The sequence below is a fragment of the Massilia pseudoviolaceinigra genome (assembly GCF_030846505.1).
Taxonomy (GTDB): Bacteria; Pseudomonadota; Gammaproteobacteria; order Burkholderiales; family Burkholderiaceae_D; genus Telluria_A; species Telluria_A violaceinigra.
The window spans coordinates 18634-35549 of the sequence record NZ_JAVCWL010000002.1 but is presented as its reverse complement, the minus strand read 5'-3'; the positions used below and the strand labels follow the sequence as shown (position 1 = coordinate 35549).

Below are 16916 nucleotides of genomic sequence, written 5' to 3'. Positions count from 1 at the left end.
CTTCCTCGGTTAGCGGGCGCTGCCCGGCTTGATATCGCTGGCAATGAACTCTTGCGCGTTCAAATGCAGCACATAGCCCTGGTTATCGAGCAGCAGGCGCAGCCTGTGCTCGCCCGGGGTCGCGTAGTTGGCAAAGACCAGGGCGCCCCAGGCGCGCTGCTTGCCGAAGCGCTGGCCGTCAATCCTGATTTGCTGTCCCGGCGTAATTTCTATCGGCAGCACGGTGAGCGCGTCGGGGAAAGTGCGTTGCAGGTCGGCGCGCGCGCCGAAGTACTTGGCCGCCGACATCGCCGCCAGGCTCTCGAGCATGGCCTTGTCCTTGACCAGCACGATGTCGACCGCCAGCGCGCTGTCGGCATTGGCGTCGGCGGCGGCCGCCAAGGTGACGCTGGTCCAGGCGGGTTTGGCCGGCGCGGGCGCCAGCCCCACCAGCGCGCGCGCGCCGGCGACGGCGCCGCAACCGCCCAGTGTTGCAACGGCGAGCAGCACGGCAGCGCACCGGCGCCACCTGTCAATGAGTATGAATCGCATGGCTTCTCCAAAGTGCGGCACATCTTGCGGTGGTCCCGGAACTACAATCCAGGCATGAGCATCTTGCGCAGGCCAAAGCCGACGCCGGCGCAAAAAATGGCCAGCAACGCGGCCGTCAGCAGACTGGCGCTCAACCAGGCCTGGCGCCGCGACACCACGACCGGCCACACGGGCGCCGGCGCGGCGGTGTGCAGCGCTGTCGTTTGCAGCGGGCGCGCGGTCGACACCAGCGCCACCAGCACGGCGGCGCTCAGGTAGGTCACCAGGTTGCGCGGTCCGGCGCACAGCACCTCGACCGCGGCCAGCGCCGGCAGCAGCGCCTCCATCGGCAAGCCCAGTGACGCTTGCAGCACGCCCGACCACAGCACCGTCTTGACCCCGACCGTGCCGATCGAGCACAGCGCGCTCCAGCACGCCAGCAGCACCACCATGGCGCTCTCGGACAGCGTCAAGGGCCGCCCGTACAGATTGGCGATGAACACCGCGAGCACCGCAAAAAACAGCGCTTCGCCGCAGCGTATGAACACCGGCGCCACCGGCATCACCAGCTCCGACGCGCCGCGCCGCAAGCCGAGCCGCACGCTAAGGGCGGCGATAAATTCCGGCAGCGCCGCTGCGCCGGTCGGGGTAAACAGGCACACGGTGACGGGTTCGCGCAATGCCGTCATCACCGTCCACGGGTGGGCCTTGAGGCGCCAGCAGATCAACGCGCCCGCGACCAGACTGGCCAGCAGCACCGCCGCCAGCCAGGTGGCGAGAAAGCCGATCAGCAGGCCGGTCGATCCGTCCGCCGCGCCCGCGCTGGCCGCTGCGGCCAGCACAAAGGCGATCAGCGGCAGGCCGCCATTGATCGACCCGATGGCCGCTTCCAGGGCGCGATACACCGCCTCCAGAATGATGCTCAGGTGATTGGTAGCGTCCCGTCGCTGCACCGCCACGGCCGCCCCGAACAGCAGCACGCCGATCAGCACCGAAGGCAGCGCGCCGGCCGCCAGCACCGCATACAGGTTGCGCGGCACAAATTGCGCGATCTGGGACGTTGCCAACAGTGGCGGGTCGGCGCCGTACAGGCTGATTGCCGCGTCGCCCGCGCCCAGCGCCATGCGTCCCAGGGCCATCTGCTGCGGCGGATCCAGGCCGGCGCCGGCCGCGCTGACGCCGGCCAGCAGCACACCGCCGAGCGCGCACAGCGGCATCGCCAGCAGCGCCGGCACCGTCAACGCCAGCCAGCGCCCCCAGTAAGCGCCGGCGGCCGGCATGCGCTGTAGTCCGAAATACACAGCCAGCACGATGTACGGCAGCGCGACGGCTTGCAGCAGCGCCAGATAAATGCTGGACAAGGCCGCGAACAGCGCGGCGCCGCCCGGCCACAGCACGCCCACCCACAGCCCCAGCAGCACTGTGCTCAGCAACGCGGCCGGATGCCGTCTCATGTGCGTCAGCAGCTTCATCGTCATCTCCTATAACTGCACCGGCCGCGCGCACACCAGCGACACCGCTGCGCAATCGACGATCACGGTCACCGCCGTACGTGCCATGGCGCAGATCGGATCGACCGCCATGAACAGCACGAAGGCTGCCTCGAACGGCAGCGACAGGCCGGTGCACACGGCGCCCATCAGCGACACCGTCACCACACCGGACATGCCGGACGAGGCAAACCCCGCCAGCGCGGCCAGCACCACCAGCATGGCCAGGTCCGCGGGGCTCAGGGCGCGCCCGTACAGCGCCGCGATGAACAGTGAACCGCAAGCGAAGTAGGCGACCGGGCCGGTACGCAGCAGTGCGACGCTGAGCGGCACCAGCAGTTCGACCCGGTTGCGCGCAAAACCGAGGCGCTCGACCATGGCCGCGACCATGGCCGGCATGCAGGCGGCGCTGTTATTGGTCGCTACGCCCAGCGCAAAAGGTTCGCGCAGCGCCGCGACGACCCCGCTGATGGTGCCGCCAGCGCGATGGCGCACCAGGAACAGCGCCAGCACGATGACCAGTACGCTGACCGCCAAAAATCCGATCACGAAGCCGGCCATGGCGGCCAGCGGTCCAACGCCGGTGCGCGCCACCTGGCCGGCCGTCATGCACACCAGGATCAGCGGCAAGGGCAGATTGATCCAGCGCGTCAGTGTCTGGCAGGCGTTGTAGACGGTTTCAAGCGCGTCCTGCAGACCGGTCGCGAGGCGGGTCGGGACCTGCCCGACCGCAAAGCCGAACAGCAGTGCGAACACCAGCGCCTTGAGCGTTTCGCCATTGGCCAGGGCGGCGAAGATGTTCGACGGGATCAGCATGCGCAGGATGTCCTGTCCGCTCGCGCCGGCTGGCAAGGGTTCCGGCGTGAGCAAATACATCGGCATGTTGCCGTGATCGACATCGCCGCCGACGATCTGCCCCAAGGTGGCACGCAGGTCGTCGGTCATGCCCCCGCCCGGGTGAAACAGCAGCGTGGCGGCGGTCGCGACCAGCGCGGCGCCCAGCGCCAGCAGCGCAAATACCAGTACCACCCGCTGAACGATACGGGCCGCCCCGCCCTCGCGGTACAGGTTTTGCAGGCTCATGATGACGGCCGACATCATGAACGGCAGCACCACCATGGTCAGCAGGTCCACGTACACCGCCCCGACCAGGGCCAGCGGACCGGCCATGCCGGGCGCCGCACAGCCGATGGCGGCCCCCAGCATGACGCACGCCAGCACCATCCATGGATTGATGGCAAGGGCCTGGAAGCGGCGCAGGGCGCCGATGATGCTGATCTGGTTCATGGCAACGCCTTCAATGGAGGTCCTACTTGATCAAGGTGAGCGCTCCGCTCACGCTGGGCTTGTCGGTGCGGGATGCAATGACTTCGTTGACGAAGGCCAGCAGGGACGTGTCGCGCACGCCGGTCATCACACTAAGCGCCGACTGGGCGTCATTGAAGGTGACCGTGCGCAGCGTCAGCGCCAGGCCCGGGTCGCGCTGCAGCACGGCGCGCACCTCCAGCTCGTCGCGATAGGCCGCCGTGACCTGCCCGCGCCGCACGGCATCGACCACCGCCGGCCAGTTTGAAAACGTGACGATCGTGGCCTGCGGGAAGTGGCGCCTGCCATATTCTTCCCACGATGTATTGGCGATCACGCCGATGCGTCCCTTGAATGTGCGCACCACCTGGGCCACGGGCCGATCGCCGGACATCTCGGCCATCCGCAGCCGGTTGATCAGCATGGCGTGGCCCAGCATCAGGTACGGCGTGGAGAACAGCACCATCTGGCTGCGCTTGACTGTGCGGCCAAGGCGGCTGATGGCCAGGTCGGCGCGGCCGCTGCCGACCATTTCGACCACGCCGTCCACCGTTGCGCTGCTGCGGTCGAAGCGCACAGTCACTCCCAGCTCTTTGCCGATCAGGCGCGCCAGGTCGACGTCGATCCCGCTCAGCACGCCGTTCTGTTCCACGAAAAACGGCGGACTGTCGGTCTTGAACATGGCCACCACCAGTTCGCCATGCCCGATGATGCGCGCAATATCCGGCGCCATCAGGCGGCCATCGGCCATCACGATCAATGGCGATGCACCACTTGCACGGACCTGGCATGTGGCCGGGGCGCTGGCGAGCAGGCCGACCGACAGGACGGCGGCGTGCATCCAGGCCAGGCTCCGCAGGCGCCTTAAGGTATCAGCGGCGCTCATGACGCGGCCTTCGGCGCCGGTGCGGCGCGTTCGAGCGGGACCGGAGCGGCCGGTTCGGCAGCCATGCGCACGCCCAGCTGAAAACCCAGCGAGAACAGCAGCACCAGCAGCGCCACGCCGGCAAACAGCCCAAGCGCCACCAGGCGTGGTGTAAAGTTGAATCGGTATTCCATCATTGGCCTCGCCAGACGAAGTTAAGGAACCGCCACGGTCATCTGACCGGGCGCAGAGATTTCGATCACGCCGCCGGCCATGCACATCAGCTTCGACGCGTTATTCAGCGCCGGCATTCCACCCAGCAGGACCGTGGGCGAACCGGGGACCCATGGCGCCGTGGTCAGCGGAATGCAAGGCATTGGGACCAGCACGCCCAGCGCCGCCGCGGTCGCCGCCGCGACCAGGGGATTGGCCAGCGACGTGCACATCCCGAACGGCATGACATTGACCATCGGTTTGTTGTCCATGATGCTGGCGTCAGGCATGGCAGTCATCACCTGGCTCAGCGGCAGTACGTTCAGCACGCCGGGCGCCAGCCCGAACGAGCATGTCAGCATCGCCCCGCTGCAAACTTGTTGTCCCATCATTCCCCCCTTAACAGTTGTTTGACACGATCGAGCAGCGCCGGCGCCGCCGCGGCGTTGCCGAGCCGCTTGCCGCACTGGCTGAAGCGGCTTGGCTCACCATCGGGCACGCCGTCGCGATACATCACTTCTTCCATCAGCGCCCCGCCGGGCCAGTAGCGCCGCACCGGGCCATGCAGCAAATTGGCGCGGTAGGTGCAGCGCTGGACCACGTCGCCGCGCGCGTCATGGTCGACCGATTCGCCATCGAGCAGGCCGGCCCGGTAATGGGCGCTGCGCACATGGCGGCCTTCGTGATAGAAGGTCGCTTCCCCTTCCAGCTTGCCGTCCGCCAGCGGCAGCTGCGCCGTCATTTGGCCGGCTTCGTCGAACGACAGCGACGGGCCGTTGGCGATACCGCCGGCCATGCACTGGGCCGCCACCCTGCGCCCGTTGACAAAGGTCTCCATCAAACCCTCCGAAATTCCATGGCGATAGACGCTGCGCTGCACCAGCACGCCGTCGGCGCCATACACCGCCATCGCGCCATGCAGCTTGCCGTGCTCGAAATTGGCCGTCATCGCGGGTAGCCCGGAAGGGCCGAACTCCTCGAGCGGGCCATGCAGCACGCTACCGGCCATGACGCAGCGCAGCAGCAAGCGGCCGTTGTCGTCGTGTTCCTCGATGGTCGTGTTCATCTAGTTCACCTTGGTCATCGCGCCCTTGAGCGTCAGGCTGGCACCGGCTTGCACCGTTTGCGTGGCATCGGCCTTGCTATTGATGATCGGTGCCTTGCTCTCGATCTTCATGCCGGCGCTTTGCAGCAGCGCCTTGCCGGCCTTGCTGGTCAGGTCGGTGCCGGCTTCGCAAGTGAGCGCGGTGCCCGCCTTGCTGGTCAACGCGGTGCCTGCCTTGTTGGTCAACTCTTTGCCCGCTTCGTTGGTCAGCGCCTCGCCCGCCTTCGCCAGCAGCGTTTTGGCCGCCTCCAGCGACAGTGCGTCCTCCGTGACGACCTTGATCGCTCCCTTGACCGTGATGGTCAGGCTGCCGTCGACGGTGAGCGCGTAATCGCCCTTGACGGTGTGCGTGAACCTGGCTTCGTTGGCGTGGGTTTCGTCGCCCGTCGCGGTCACCGCGCGCGTGCCGGCCACTTTATGCAGCTCGTTGCCCTTCTTGAGCTCGAGCGTGCGGTCGCCTTCTTCCAGGGTATGCATCTCGGCGCCCTTCCTGAGCGTGGTGGTGAGCGCGTCTTCGATCTCGACCAGCATGTCCTTCTGCGCGTGCAGGTACAGCTGCTCGGCGTCCTTCTTGTCCTCGAAGCGCAGCTCATTGCCGGCGCTGCCCTGCTTGATTGATCGCGTGCGCAGGACCGACTGGGTCTGGTTGGCGGGCAGCGCGGCCGGCGTGGCATTGTTGCCGTTGTAGACGCTGCCGGTGATCAGCGGACGGTCAGGGTCGCCATTGAGGTAGCTGATCACCACCTCGTGACCGACGCGCGGCAGGAACAAGGCGCCGAAGCCCTTGCCGGCGGACGCCTGGGCTACCCGCACCCACGGCGCCCGCTCATGGTCCTTGGTGCCCCGATCCCACGCAAAACGCACCTTGACGCGGCCGTACTGGTCGGTCCAGATTTCCTCGCCCTCGGGGCCGACCACCAGCGCTGTTTCGCAGCCTGCCGCATGCGGCCGCGCAGTGTGCATCGCGGGCCGGAACGGCAGCGCCGCCGGAAATGCCTCGAAGGCATTCGCATAGCTGTCGGCGCGCGCAGTGTGGCGCACGCGGCGCAGCACGTAGGCGGCGTTCAGCGTTGGCACGAAATGGCCCGACAGCGTGAATTTGGCGCCTGCGCTGAAGGCATGGCAATAGCTGTCGCCGTGCAGCAGGCGCGCTCCGGCCTGCCCCGCTTCCACCCTCAGCTGGGCCAGCGCCCTGGCGGCATCGACGCTCGGCTGGCCGCTGGCGAATTCATAGGTCGCACCCATGCCTGCCGCTGCCGAAAAGCTGCCTTCGAGCGACGTGTCCGGAGTGCGGAACTCGTAGTCGCTCACGGTGGCCTTCTGGAGCGCGATGCGGTGCTCATGGGCGAAACGGGTCACCGTATCGACCGGCTTGCTCATCCCGGTGGCGGGCCAGAAGCGGATCGCCGACCCGCCGTCGCAGTCGGCGAACTGCGCCGGCGCATCGGCCAGGACCATGCGATGGCCACTGCTGCTAAAGGTAAAGAAGTAGCAAATGCCGGCCTGCTCCATCAGCCGCGAAATGAAGTCGAACGCGGATTCGTCATACTGCACGCAATAGTCGCGCTTGGGATAGACGCCGCTTAACTTCGAATCGTACGAGACGCCGAACAGGGTCAGCACATCGCCCAGAATGGCGTCGACACTCATGTTGGGGAACACCTTGCGGTCGCGCGACAGGGTCAGCAACCATAGCGCCGGCACGAGTTGCGCCTGGTAGACGGCAAAGTCCCGGTCCTGCCCGGTATGGATGAAGCGCGCCACCATGCCGCTGAAGTGGCGCGTTGCAGCACCGGGAACGCTGACCGTCACGGTCATGGCCTTGCCGACCACTGACTCCGCACTGAGCGAGGTACTGCCCGAGCGCATGTGCAGATCGAACTTGAACAGCTCGGACAATCCTTCGCTGCCCTCCATGCTATCGAGCAGCAGGTCGTCCGGTCCCAGCGGCGAACTCAGTTGCAGCATGGCCCCTGTCTGGGTGAAACCGGTTTTCATGCCGCCCCCCGCGCCAGGCTATCGCGAAAACGGTAGGCGAACTGGCCGTCATCCACGTGCATGTGGACCGCGCTGAACGCCGAAGCGGTGGCCATGCGCTCCAGGACCTGGGCCGACAATTGGGGCAGTACGGTCTGGGTCAGGATGAAGTCGATATTGCGCGCGCCGCTATCGACCTCGGTGCAGCGCGCGGCAATGGCGGCGGTGACGCTGTCGTCCCAGCTGAAGCGCGCCTGGTGATTGGCGCTGAAGCGTCCGGCGAGCCTGGCGAGCTTCGTGTCGACGATGACGCTGATGTCGGCGTCGCCCAGCGGGTAGTACGGCACCAGCACCACGCGCCCCAGAAATGCGGGGCTGAACTGACGCAGCAGCGCCGGACGCAGTCGCTCAACCAGGGATGCCGCGTCGGGCAGCGATACCCGGCAAGCGTCGGTGATGATGTCCTGCGCCGCGTTCGACGTCAGCAGGATCAGCGTGTTCTTGAAATCGATCGGCACGCCTTCGCCATCATCCATGGTGCCCTTGTCGAACACCTGGAAGAACAGTTCCAGCACGTCCGGGTGGGCTTTCTCCATCTCGTCGAGCAGCACCACGCTGTAAGGCCGGCGCCGCACGGCCTCGGTCAACACGCCGCCTTTGCCGTAGCCGACGTAGCCCGGCGGCGCGCCTTTCAGGCTGGAGATCGAATGCGCCTCCTGGAACTCGGACATGTTGATGGTGATCAGATTGCGCTCGCCGCCGTACAGCATGTCGGCCAAGGCGCAGGCGGTCTCGGTCTTGCCCACGCCGCTAGGGCCGACCAGCATGAATACGCCGACCGGCTTGCCCGGGTCGTCCAGCTCCGCGCGGAAGGTGCGCACACGGCTGGCGATCGTGTCGAGCGCTTGGTCCTGCCCGACCACGCGCTCGCACAAACGCTCGTGCAGCTGCAGCACGGTGTGGATTTCATCGGCCAGCATTTTGCCGACCGGGATACCGGTCCAGCCCGAAATCACCTCGGCGACCGTGGCCGAATCCACGCACACCGGCACCAACGCTTCGCCGTCCTGGATCGTCTCCAGGCCCTTTTGCAGGCGTTGCAGCTGGGCGGCGTCGGCCTGCCGGTCGTCGGCGGCGCCGGTGTGCGCGGCGATGCGGCGGCGCAGGGCCAGGATCTCGCCGACCGCGCGCCGTTCATCGGCGAGCTTGTCGCGCAGCTGTGCGCGGCGTGCCTGCAGGCGGCCCAGCGTGGCATCGACCTGGTCGGCGGCAGCGCGCTCGCCCTCGCCGCGCGCCATTTGGTGGCGCAGGATGCGTAACTCTTCGGCCGCCAGCATGATGTCGTGCTCGACCGACTCAAGCTGCGGCGGCGTGCCCGCCAACGCCAGAGCGACGCGCGCGCAGGCGGTATCGAGCACACTGACCGCCTTGTCAGGCAGCCGGCGCCCGGTGATGTAGCGATGCGACAGGCGCACCGCGTCGCGCACGGCTTCATCGAGGATTTCCACCTGGTGGTGGTGGGTCAAGACGTCCACCATGCCGCGCAACATGCCGACGGCCGCTTCCGGCGTCGGCTCGTCCACCTTCACCACCTGGAAACGGCGCGCCAGTGCGGGATCGCGTTCCACATGCTTCTTGTATTCCGCCCAGGTGGTGGCGGCGATGGTACGCAGCTCGCCGCGTGCCAACGCAGGTTTGAGCAGGTTGGCGGCGTCGCCCTGCCCTTCGGCGCCGCCGGCACCGATCAGCTGATGCGCTTCATCGATAAACAGGATGATCGGCGCGGCCGACGCGCGCACTTCGGCGATCACGGACTTGAGGCGATGCTCGAACTCGCCGCGCACGCCGGCTCCGGCCTGCAGCAGCGCCAGGTCGAGCGAGCAGACGCGCACGTTGGCCAGCGCCGGCGGCACGCTGCCCACCGCTACGCGCAAGGCGAAGCCCTCGACCACGGCGGTCTTGCCGACGCCGGCCTCGCCGGTGAGGATGGGATTGTTCTGGCGGCGGCGCAGCAAGATGTCGATGATCTGGCGGATCTCGGCGTTGCGCCCGCGCACCGGATCGATGCGTCCGGCGCGTGCCAGCGCGGTCATGTCAACGGTGTACTGGTCCAGCGCCGGCGATGCTCCGGCTGGCGCTGCTGGCGGGCCTGATGCGGGGCCGGCGTCTTCGGACGATGCGGCCAGCAGTTGCGCCAGGTCGGCCCTCACCCGGTCGCGCGGAAGCTTGAGCAAGGCCGGGGCGGTCTCGATCAAGGCGCCGCGCAGGCTGTCAAGCTCCAGTAAGGCAAGCAGCACGGTACCGGAACGAATCTGCTGCACGCCAAGCTGCATGGAGCCGATCAGCCAGGCTTCCTGGAACAGCGCCGTGAAGTTGGGGGACATGGCCGGGGTGCGGCTGTTACCGCGCTTGAAGCCGTCAAGGCTGGCCTGCGTTTGGGTGCGCACCGCATCCATGTCGACGCCGAAGTGCGCGAGCATCAGCGTCAGGTCCGACGCGCTTGTATCGATGAGGGCCAGCAGAAGGTGCTCCAGTTCGACATTGAAATGGGTCTGCTGGACGCACAGTTCGGCGGCGCGGCCCATCGCGCGCTTGCATTCCGGGTTCAGCTTTGCCATGAGCGTACGGATATCAATTTGCATGGCCGTCAGCTCCAGTCGGTATGGCTTGAGCGCGCAGGTCGAAGCGCGGTTGCTGATACGCTCGCGCGCTGCTGGCGCCGCTGCACAGCCATGCGCTCTGTCCCAGGCGCGGCGCCAGCGCCTGCGTACGGCCGAGGCGCGTGGCCGGCTGTGCAGCCAGCGCCGGTTGCAGGCTCACGCTGATGTCCTGCTGCAGATGGCGCGCCACCAGTTTGCCAAGCAGGCCATACAGCTCGCCTGACGGCAGCAGCGCGGCAAACTGCGCGGGCGCCAGCGGCGGCGTCGTAAGCGCCATCGCGGCCGCTTGGTCCCAGGCGCGCGCACCGAGACTGGCGCCCATGCCGAGCCGTTGTTTGCCAAGGCGGGCATGCTCGCGCGGGACAAGCCCTTGCCAGCGGCCGACCATCTGTTCCCCAGCGAAGGCAATGCCGATGCGGTCGCGCAGCAGCGCCAGCAACGTCGCCATGGAGCGCGGTGCGGCGCTTTGCAGGCCTGCGTGGCGCAACCAGGCTTGTTCACCGGCCGGACCTGGAGTCCCTTGTGCACGGCCTGACTCCGACAGGGCATCGAGTGCCCGCACCAGCGGCGTGCTTTCCTGCGCCAGCGGGCGCAGCGACAAATGCTGCTTGCAGCGGCTGCGGTACCAGAAGCCGATCAGGCGTTGATTGAAGATATCGAGAAAATCGAGTCCCGCGTGATCGCGCTGGCGGCGCTGCTCCAGCAGCATTTCCGCGAACGGCGCAGCAATCGGACCATGGCCGCCTGCCAGGGTCAGCGCGGCGGTGCGTAGCATCAGGGGTGGTCCGGGCCGGGCGCTGTCGCCCAGGCTGGCAATGTCGCTCGCCGGGAAGGCAAAGTCGGCCTGCCCGGCCAGGCGCACGGCTTCGTCGATACCGTGTGCGGTTCCGACCGGCTCACGCGATGGTTCGCTCCGTTCGAGCAGGCTGATGGCCTGGAACAGGTTGAAGTCGTGCGGCGCGCGGCGCAGCTGTGAGATCAGATCAGGCATTGTCGCCCCACCATGGCTGGCCAGTGCTTCCAGGGTTCGCCGCGCCGCACAACAGAGAGGCGCACGAACGAGTTGGCGGTTGTGTAGAGCGCGAAAAAGCGTGCCAGCACCGCAGCCAGCACCAGCGGCGATGTTCCGGCAAAGGCATCGGCATCGAATTCGAGTTCAATGTCGGTGCCGCGGCAGTGCCCGCGCCAGGTGTCGCTGCCGACGCGCGCCATGGCGCCGGTCGCGTGCATGCGCTTGATGCCGCAGATCTGGACCTGGTCGCGCGCACTGCCGCCGGCAAACAGCATCAGCATCCTTTGCAAGGTTGGTGCGGTACCGTGGACCAGCGAGTGGTGATTCAGGCGCATCAAGGACACCAGTGACCACAAGGCCTTGGTGGAGGCAACCGGGGCACGCTGGGCGCTGGGCTGGTACAGTGCGCGAATGACAGTGGAAGCGGCAATGCCGTCGCCGTAGAAGCGGGTGCCCGGTCCGATCTGGTCGGCCAACTGGCGGTTAGTGCACAGCAGTTCAGCGTACATGACCTGCTCGGGCAAGGCACTGCGCACGTCGCCGCTTTCGATGAAGCTGAGATAGGCGTCGGTGCCGTTAATACCCTTGCGCAGGCTGGTTTCGCGCCGCATGGTCCAGCACAATGGCAGGCCCTCGCCTTCCATATCGGCCTCGGCGAAGGCATTTGGAATCGGCACGCTGCGCTCACCGTGCGGATCGGACGCGGTTACCGAGACGATCGAGTGCACCTCCATGACAGCATCGCGGCGGCGGTCCGGCACCAGCAGGTATTCGTAATGGCGGCGGTTGAAGGCAATCGGCTCGCTGGTGACGGGGAACAGATTCACCGCTGGCACGCAGTTGAGCAGCACATTGTCATGCGTTAGCAGCGACAGCACGGGCGCACTGTGGGTGAACACCAGACGTACCGAGAAGCTGGCACCGCTGCCCAGGCGTCCGCGCAAGCTAGTCAGTTTGAAGAACTGGAACTTGCGCGGGAATGCGAAGTACTCCTGCAACAGGCCGTAGGCGGGATGGGCATGGCCAGGCTTGCACAAAATTGCCTCGTGTTCGGCGAAACCGACTTCCGTCAGCTGGCGTGGCGCCAGGCGGTGCACGCCATTGCTGCCTGCCAGCTCGACACTTTCCAGGGAACTGAGCAGCATTTCGTGCAGGGGCATTGTCGTCATCATGTCCCCTGCCAGGTGCAGGCACAAGCTGTCCAGTTCCAGATCGGCGACATCCATGCCGGTGTCGGCCTGGATGTCCAGGCGCAGTGTGCGCGGGCCATCCTGCGCGATGCTGGCCACGCGCAGGGGCCACAAGGTCGTATCCCAAGCCACCTGGAACCGGCATTGTTCGCCCGTTGCGGCGCTGGCCGACAGCATGGTCCCGCGCCGCACCGGCATGCCGGCCGTGACCTTGCCTTCGGCAGGATCGAGCGCCATTTGCACGATGGTCATGGCGGGCACCGGCTGGGTCAGATGCGGGCACAGATTGTCGAGCAAGGCGCCGGCTGCGGCGGGAAGGTCGCGATCGAGGTCGCGGTGCAGGCGCGCAGCGACAAAGGCGACCGATTCGATCATGTGCTCGGTGTGCGGATCGGCTGACTCGGCCCCCGTGAGCACCAGGTGCCTGGCGACTTTCGGATAGCGCGCGGCGAAATCGGCCGACTGCGTGCGCAGATAGCTCAATTCGCGGCGGTAGTATTCGAGCAGGTCGTCCTGGGTGTTCATGGCCATCGTCCTCACGCAGCCGCAGCCACATGCGCGGCGCCGTCATTGAGCACGACGTGAAAATACACGCGGCACACGTGCCATCCGAGGGCGACGGCCGCGTCGATATTGATGCGTGCCGCCGTCGGGTGCGTGGCGTCCTGCGTGATGTGCACGTGTACCTGCGACAGGCGCGGTTCGTACAGCTTGATGGCGCGCGTGACCACCAGCTCCCAGCGCGCGAGGTCCGCTTCCGATTGCGGCGAGAGTCCCAGCGTATCGGGCAGGCCGTAATGCAGCGCGGTTGGCGAATCGCTCAAGAACTGCTCGATGGTCAGGCCATTGCGGACGTTGAACAGGCGGACCATGTCTTGCCGCAGCGAGTGTTGAAGGCTGTCGGAATCAGGCGTCTCATCATCCATTGCCAGCAGTTTTCCGCACAGGCGGTCGAACAGGGGCATCGGCGAGCTGACTGGCATAGCGTTCATGGGATCACCCTGACCAAAGTTGCTTGCGGTGGAAAGACTGCGCTTCGTAAATCGGATAGTTCGGAGTGAATGGTAGGCGGTGGCGCGCGCGTAACACCAGTAACAAGTGCGTAGCTTGCTGCGCATTGAAAAGCGCTGTCTTAATGTGACAATGGCCAATGAAGATGCATCTTCATTGGCCATTCAAAAGCGGTGGTGCGGGAAACTTGGTCTTCGTTCCTCGGCGGCTTACTTTACCGCCAGCACCCATTGATACCAAGTGCTGGGGTAGTTGATTCCATTTTCGTTCGGGTCATAGTTGTCAACCGTCTCGACGCCGCCGGCATTGGAAATGGTGAGCTGCTGGAGCCCGTACCAGGGATCGAGGACGGTAATCGTACCGACACTGTTCTTGCCCACGACCACGATGTAGTGCAGGCCGCCGCCAGCGCCAGCCCATTGGACGACGGCGATGCATGGCTTCTTTAAAGTAGCCGCCAACAAGAACTGGTTCGGATTCGTGCAATGAAGCTTAGCCTCGATCCGGTATTTCGCCAGGACGTTATCCATGCCCCAGGTACCCTGATTGATCCAATCGTGGCTATTATTGCTGACCACAACGCCACCGCTACCCAGGCTGCCATCTATAGTTGCGCGCAATGCTTCCTCTCCCACACTCACATTTCCAACCTGCATGATCAGGATGCGCAGGCACGCGGGGCCACATGAACTTCCTTTTTGTTGCAATGGAATTTCAAAATGATTTCCTCCTAGCTTAGCGTGGATCAATTTACCGGGAACATACATCTGTGCCGCCACGGCTGACGCGCTCACGACAGGCAACGGCGGCGGTATCGGCACTGCGATCGGGACCGGCGGCGGCAAAGGTCCGGCCAGAACAGGGAGGATGGGCGTCAAATATTTGTCGATCTGCTGGCGCAGGTCGTCTACGGTGCCTCTGGCGTTACGTCCGCCTGCGCCACTCCAGCCGTTAGGCTTGCTGTTCACCCAAGCGGCGAGCGCCGACTTCACCGCCCGCGCCCTGTCACCGGTCTGGTGTTGATGAAAGTTCCTCAATGCGCTGTCTACGGCTTTAAGTGCCCCGCTGCGCCCGAAAAACGTGAACATATTGGTTCCGGTACTCCATTCCTGGCAGGTCATAACCATGCTGTCCTCGCAAATAGAATGCGACCCGGCGTCAGGCGCGGTACCTGCTGCTCTGTTAGTCGCCGCTGCCATCGTATTGGCCGGCCGACACGTAACACAAGTAACAGCATGGTATCGCTTGACAATGAGTCATAGTAATTGGGGCAGATGCAATTGTTGGGGATTCATGCAGTCCAGATACCGGACGACACGAGGGTCACGAGCCAACTTATAGCTCGCGCCATCGCCCAATACGTTGGCCTACTCGCTGACGAAAACAGCAAACGCTTGGCTGGTCATTTCGTTCGGCATAGCACATAGAGTTGGCGTGTTTTTTGTTCACGGCGCCAAGGATGCGTGCGCTCAGGTCCGCGAGCGCTCAGGGTACCGGGGAGCCGAGCACTTGATGATCTAGCGCTTATCGGCCGCAGAAGCCACGCCAAGAGCATTCTGGCGCTCCAAGCGGTGAAAAGTCGTACAGATATCCAGACCGTTCGGCTTGCTCTGCGTCCGCTATTGATCAAGTCGTCTTCGCGCTGTCGAAACTAAGACGAAGGGACTTTCTGTTCCGTGTGACCTAAGCCGGAGGCTATTGATCAGTTCGTGCCCATTGTTAGCCGAGCTGACCCCGTGCCCTCCTCAGGCCTTGGTCCTCGGCAAGCTGTTCTTGCCGCTCGGAATCCGATAAATCCCATCTCCAGCTTATAGTAGCCCCGGCGCCAGAACCAACATCCCCCGGTATGCCGTTTCGAGATCAAGGAAAGCCTTCCTTTGACGTTGCAGCGAGGGAGAATGAGCGAAATAGTCTATCTGCACCTCCGCCAAAACAGTCATCGGATCAAATTGTGCACGCATGGCGTGCGCAACCAGGTGTGGGGCCTGCAAATAGTTTGACGTATGTTCACAGCGGCGCACGAAATTGAAAATTCGCCCACCTGGCTTGCTTTCCTTCTCCCAGACGGACTCCATATATTTCTCCAGAGCGGCTATGGCGACTGGATTTCCCCGGAACGGAGCAGCATGAAGCTCTCGAATCAGCCTGGTCGCCATCTCATCAATTTCTCTGTTGAGCTCTGCAAATTCGGCGGCCGCCTTTTGGAATTTGATTCCGACCAGCTTGTATTGGTTCTTTCCATCGTCGAGTAGAGCTTGCGCAGCTTGTGCTACTTTCTGAAGTTCCTCGATGGTATTGAAACTCGCAGGCGGGTGGTCATCAACAATGGACCACACATAGGGTCGCAATATTCGGTGGGCGGCTTCGCGATTAGAATAGGTGGATTTTACCAAAAAGCAGAGGGAAATCGCGCTTGCAGTGATGGCCGCCTGCGGGCCGGCGCAAGCGGCAAGGATGCCAGAAGCAGCGACTGCGCCAGCGGCAAACTTGCTCAAGCTCAATCCAGATTTCACAGCCCCGCCAACGCCGGCTGCGACGTTCACTCCATTGATTCCGGCTCCAACGTTTTGAAGACCAATGCTTGAACGATCGATGCTCCTGAAATAATCAGTAAAAGAGTGACTGACCCGGCGGAGGTTACTGACTTTACCGCTGCCATCGCCAGTGAGCTCGCTAAATGCATTTCTTGGCATTCTGTTCTCCCAATTTTCGTTCATATTGTTCAAAATTGATCAACGCAGCAGAGTCAATGGCCTATAAGGACAAGAATCGTCGATCAGTACCTTGTTATGCGATCCAGCGGCACGCCTCCCGCGTTTTTTGAGGCATTGCAAGGTGGGCACATATACTGATAATTTGCCAGGTCCCGTTCCGGGGATAGACAATTTTGATACTTCATAAGATCTGTGATCGTTAAGAGGAACGCTGGCGGGAGTACCGGCATCCCCAGCGATGGAACAATCACGTACGAATTCAATGGCGCCCCTGCGCCTGCCGGTGCGATATTGAAGCCGCTGTGTACGAGATCTTGTAGAAGGTTGCAATGGACTCGGGGTATTCGTGCACGCCAAAGGGCAGCACCACTTTGCATGACTAGATCATAAACGTCGTGCGTAAATGTATGGTAAATATTAAATGCGATATCCGCGCCGCCAGGTGGCCCAAGGTTAAACACATACCCGCGATGCTGATTAACATTGGTCGCGGTTCGATGCACGAAATTGCTCGCTGTAATTTTTGCGGCGCCAGCAATATGAGGTTGCGCCAGAATTGGTGCTAGAAGTGTCGCCTTCGCGACGTTGTGACCCAATTGCGAGAGGATGGTGGGCAGGCAGGGGCGGCAAGTTGGTTCTGGGCAAACAAATGAAGTGTCGGTCGTACCTGTTCCACCATACCGAAAATTTTGCGTACCGATGGTTACCGGCGTAAACGTATCGATTCCCGCGACGACATAAATATCTCTTGCAATGTCCGGGTTCAATTTCATCGTTTGATAATGATCGTTTGTCAGCGCGCCGCCGTTCGGCCCACGACCAAATACTGCGAGGCATGCCATATAATTCCCTTCAACTATTTCA

At 64.0% G+C, this 16916-nt stretch carries 15 protein-coding genes; all 15 read right to left on the bottom strand.

Features of this window, described 5'->3' with window-relative positions; translation table 11 throughout:
* Positions 1 to 9: 9 nt before the first annotated feature.
* The 15 genes from RBA40_RS02390 to RBA40_RS02320 all read right to left on the bottom strand — a co-directional run bounded on the left by RBA40_RS02390 (position 10) and on the right by RBA40_RS02320 (position 16894).
* Complete coding sequence (locus RBA40_RS02390) at positions 10 to 531, bottom strand: hypothetical protein (protein ID WP_306645634.1); 522 nt, start codon at positions 529 to 531, stop codon at positions 10 to 12.
* 41 nt (positions 532 to 572) lie between these two features.
* Complete coding sequence (locus RBA40_RS02385; RefSeq protein WP_306645633.1) at positions 573 to 1982, bottom strand: cation:dicarboxylate symporter family transporter; 1410 nt, start codon at positions 1980 to 1982, stop codon at positions 573 to 575.
* A gap of 9 nt (positions 1983 to 1991) precedes the next feature.
* Positions 1992 to 3287: a dicarboxylate/amino acid:cation symporter gene (locus tag RBA40_RS02380; RefSeq protein ID WP_306645632.1), complete on the bottom strand. Its 1296-nt coding sequence runs from the start codon at positions 3285 to 3287 to the stop codon at positions 1992 to 1994.
* Positions 3288 to 3309: 22 nt separating this feature from the next.
* On the bottom strand, positions 3310 to 4191 hold the full coding sequence (locus RBA40_RS02375) for a substrate-binding periplasmic protein (protein WP_306645630.1): 882 nt from the start codon (positions 4189 to 4191) through the stop codon (positions 3310 to 3312).
* Positions 4188 to 4367 (bottom strand): hypothetical protein, encoded by a 180-nt coding sequence (locus tag RBA40_RS02370; RefSeq protein WP_306645629.1) that lies wholly within the window; start codon positions 4365 to 4367, stop codon positions 4188 to 4190. Before RBA40_RS02370 ends, RBA40_RS02375 begins: the two co-directional genes overlap by 4 nt.
* Positions 4368 to 4385: 18 nt before the next feature.
* Positions 4386 to 4772 carry a DUF4280 domain-containing protein gene (locus RBA40_RS02365; RefSeq protein WP_306646034.1) on the bottom strand — a complete coding sequence of 129 codons (387 nt, stop codon included), beginning with the start codon at positions 4770 to 4772 and terminating at the stop codon, positions 4386 to 4388.
* The gene (locus RBA40_RS02360; protein WP_306645628.1) at positions 4772 to 5449 is read right to left on the bottom strand and encodes a toxin-antitoxin system YwqK family antitoxin; all 678 of its coding nucleotides are present in this window, start codon (positions 5447 to 5449) and stop codon (positions 4772 to 4774) included. Before RBA40_RS02360 ends, RBA40_RS02365 begins: the two co-directional genes overlap by 1 nt.
* Positions 5450 to 7486: a type VI secretion system Vgr family protein gene (locus RBA40_RS02355; RefSeq protein ID WP_306645626.1), complete on the bottom strand. Its 2037-nt coding sequence runs from the start codon at positions 7484 to 7486 to the stop codon at positions 5450 to 5452. It abuts the gene before it with no gap.
* Positions 7483 to 10107 carry a type VI secretion system ATPase TssH gene (tssH, locus tag RBA40_RS02350; protein ID WP_306645625.1) on the bottom strand — a complete coding sequence of 875 codons (2625 nt, stop codon included), beginning with the start codon at positions 10105 to 10107 and terminating at the stop codon, positions 7483 to 7485. Before tssH ends, RBA40_RS02355 begins: the two co-directional genes overlap by 4 nt.
* Positions 10097 to 11116 (bottom strand): type VI secretion system baseplate subunit TssG, encoded by a 1020-nt coding sequence (gene tssG / locus RBA40_RS02345; RefSeq protein WP_306645624.1) that lies wholly within the window; start codon positions 11114 to 11116, stop codon positions 10097 to 10099. The genes tssH and tssG overlap by 11 nt, the downstream gene beginning before the upstream one ends.
* Positions 11104 to 12852 carry a type VI secretion system baseplate subunit TssF gene (tssF, locus tag RBA40_RS02340; RefSeq protein ID WP_306645622.1) on the bottom strand — a complete coding sequence of 583 codons (1749 nt, stop codon included), beginning with the start codon at positions 12850 to 12852 and terminating at the stop codon, positions 11104 to 11106. The genes tssG and tssF overlap by 13 nt, the downstream gene beginning before the upstream one ends.
* Before the next feature lie 11 nt (positions 12853 to 12863).
* Positions 12864 to 13319: a type VI secretion system baseplate subunit TssE gene (gene tssE / locus RBA40_RS02335; protein WP_306645620.1), complete on the bottom strand. Its 456-nt coding sequence runs from the start codon at positions 13317 to 13319 to the stop codon at positions 12864 to 12866.
* A 228-nt stretch (positions 13320 to 13547) separates the two neighbouring features.
* The gene (locus RBA40_RS02330) at positions 13548 to 14426 is read right to left on the bottom strand and encodes a papain-like cysteine protease family protein (RefSeq protein ID WP_306645618.1); all 879 of its coding nucleotides are present in this window, start codon (positions 14424 to 14426) and stop codon (positions 13548 to 13550) included.
* A gap of 720 nt (positions 14427 to 15146) precedes the next feature.
* Positions 15147 to 16064: a hypothetical protein gene (locus tag RBA40_RS02325; RefSeq protein WP_306645616.1), complete on the bottom strand. Its 918-nt coding sequence runs from the start codon at positions 16062 to 16064 to the stop codon at positions 15147 to 15149.
* A 50-nt stretch (positions 16065 to 16114) separates the two neighbouring features.
* Positions 16115 to 16894, bottom strand: coding sequence for a hypothetical protein (locus RBA40_RS02320; RefSeq protein WP_306645614.1), 780 nt, complete (start codon positions 16892 to 16894; stop codon positions 16115 to 16117).
* Positions 16895 to 16916 lie beyond the last annotated feature (22 nt).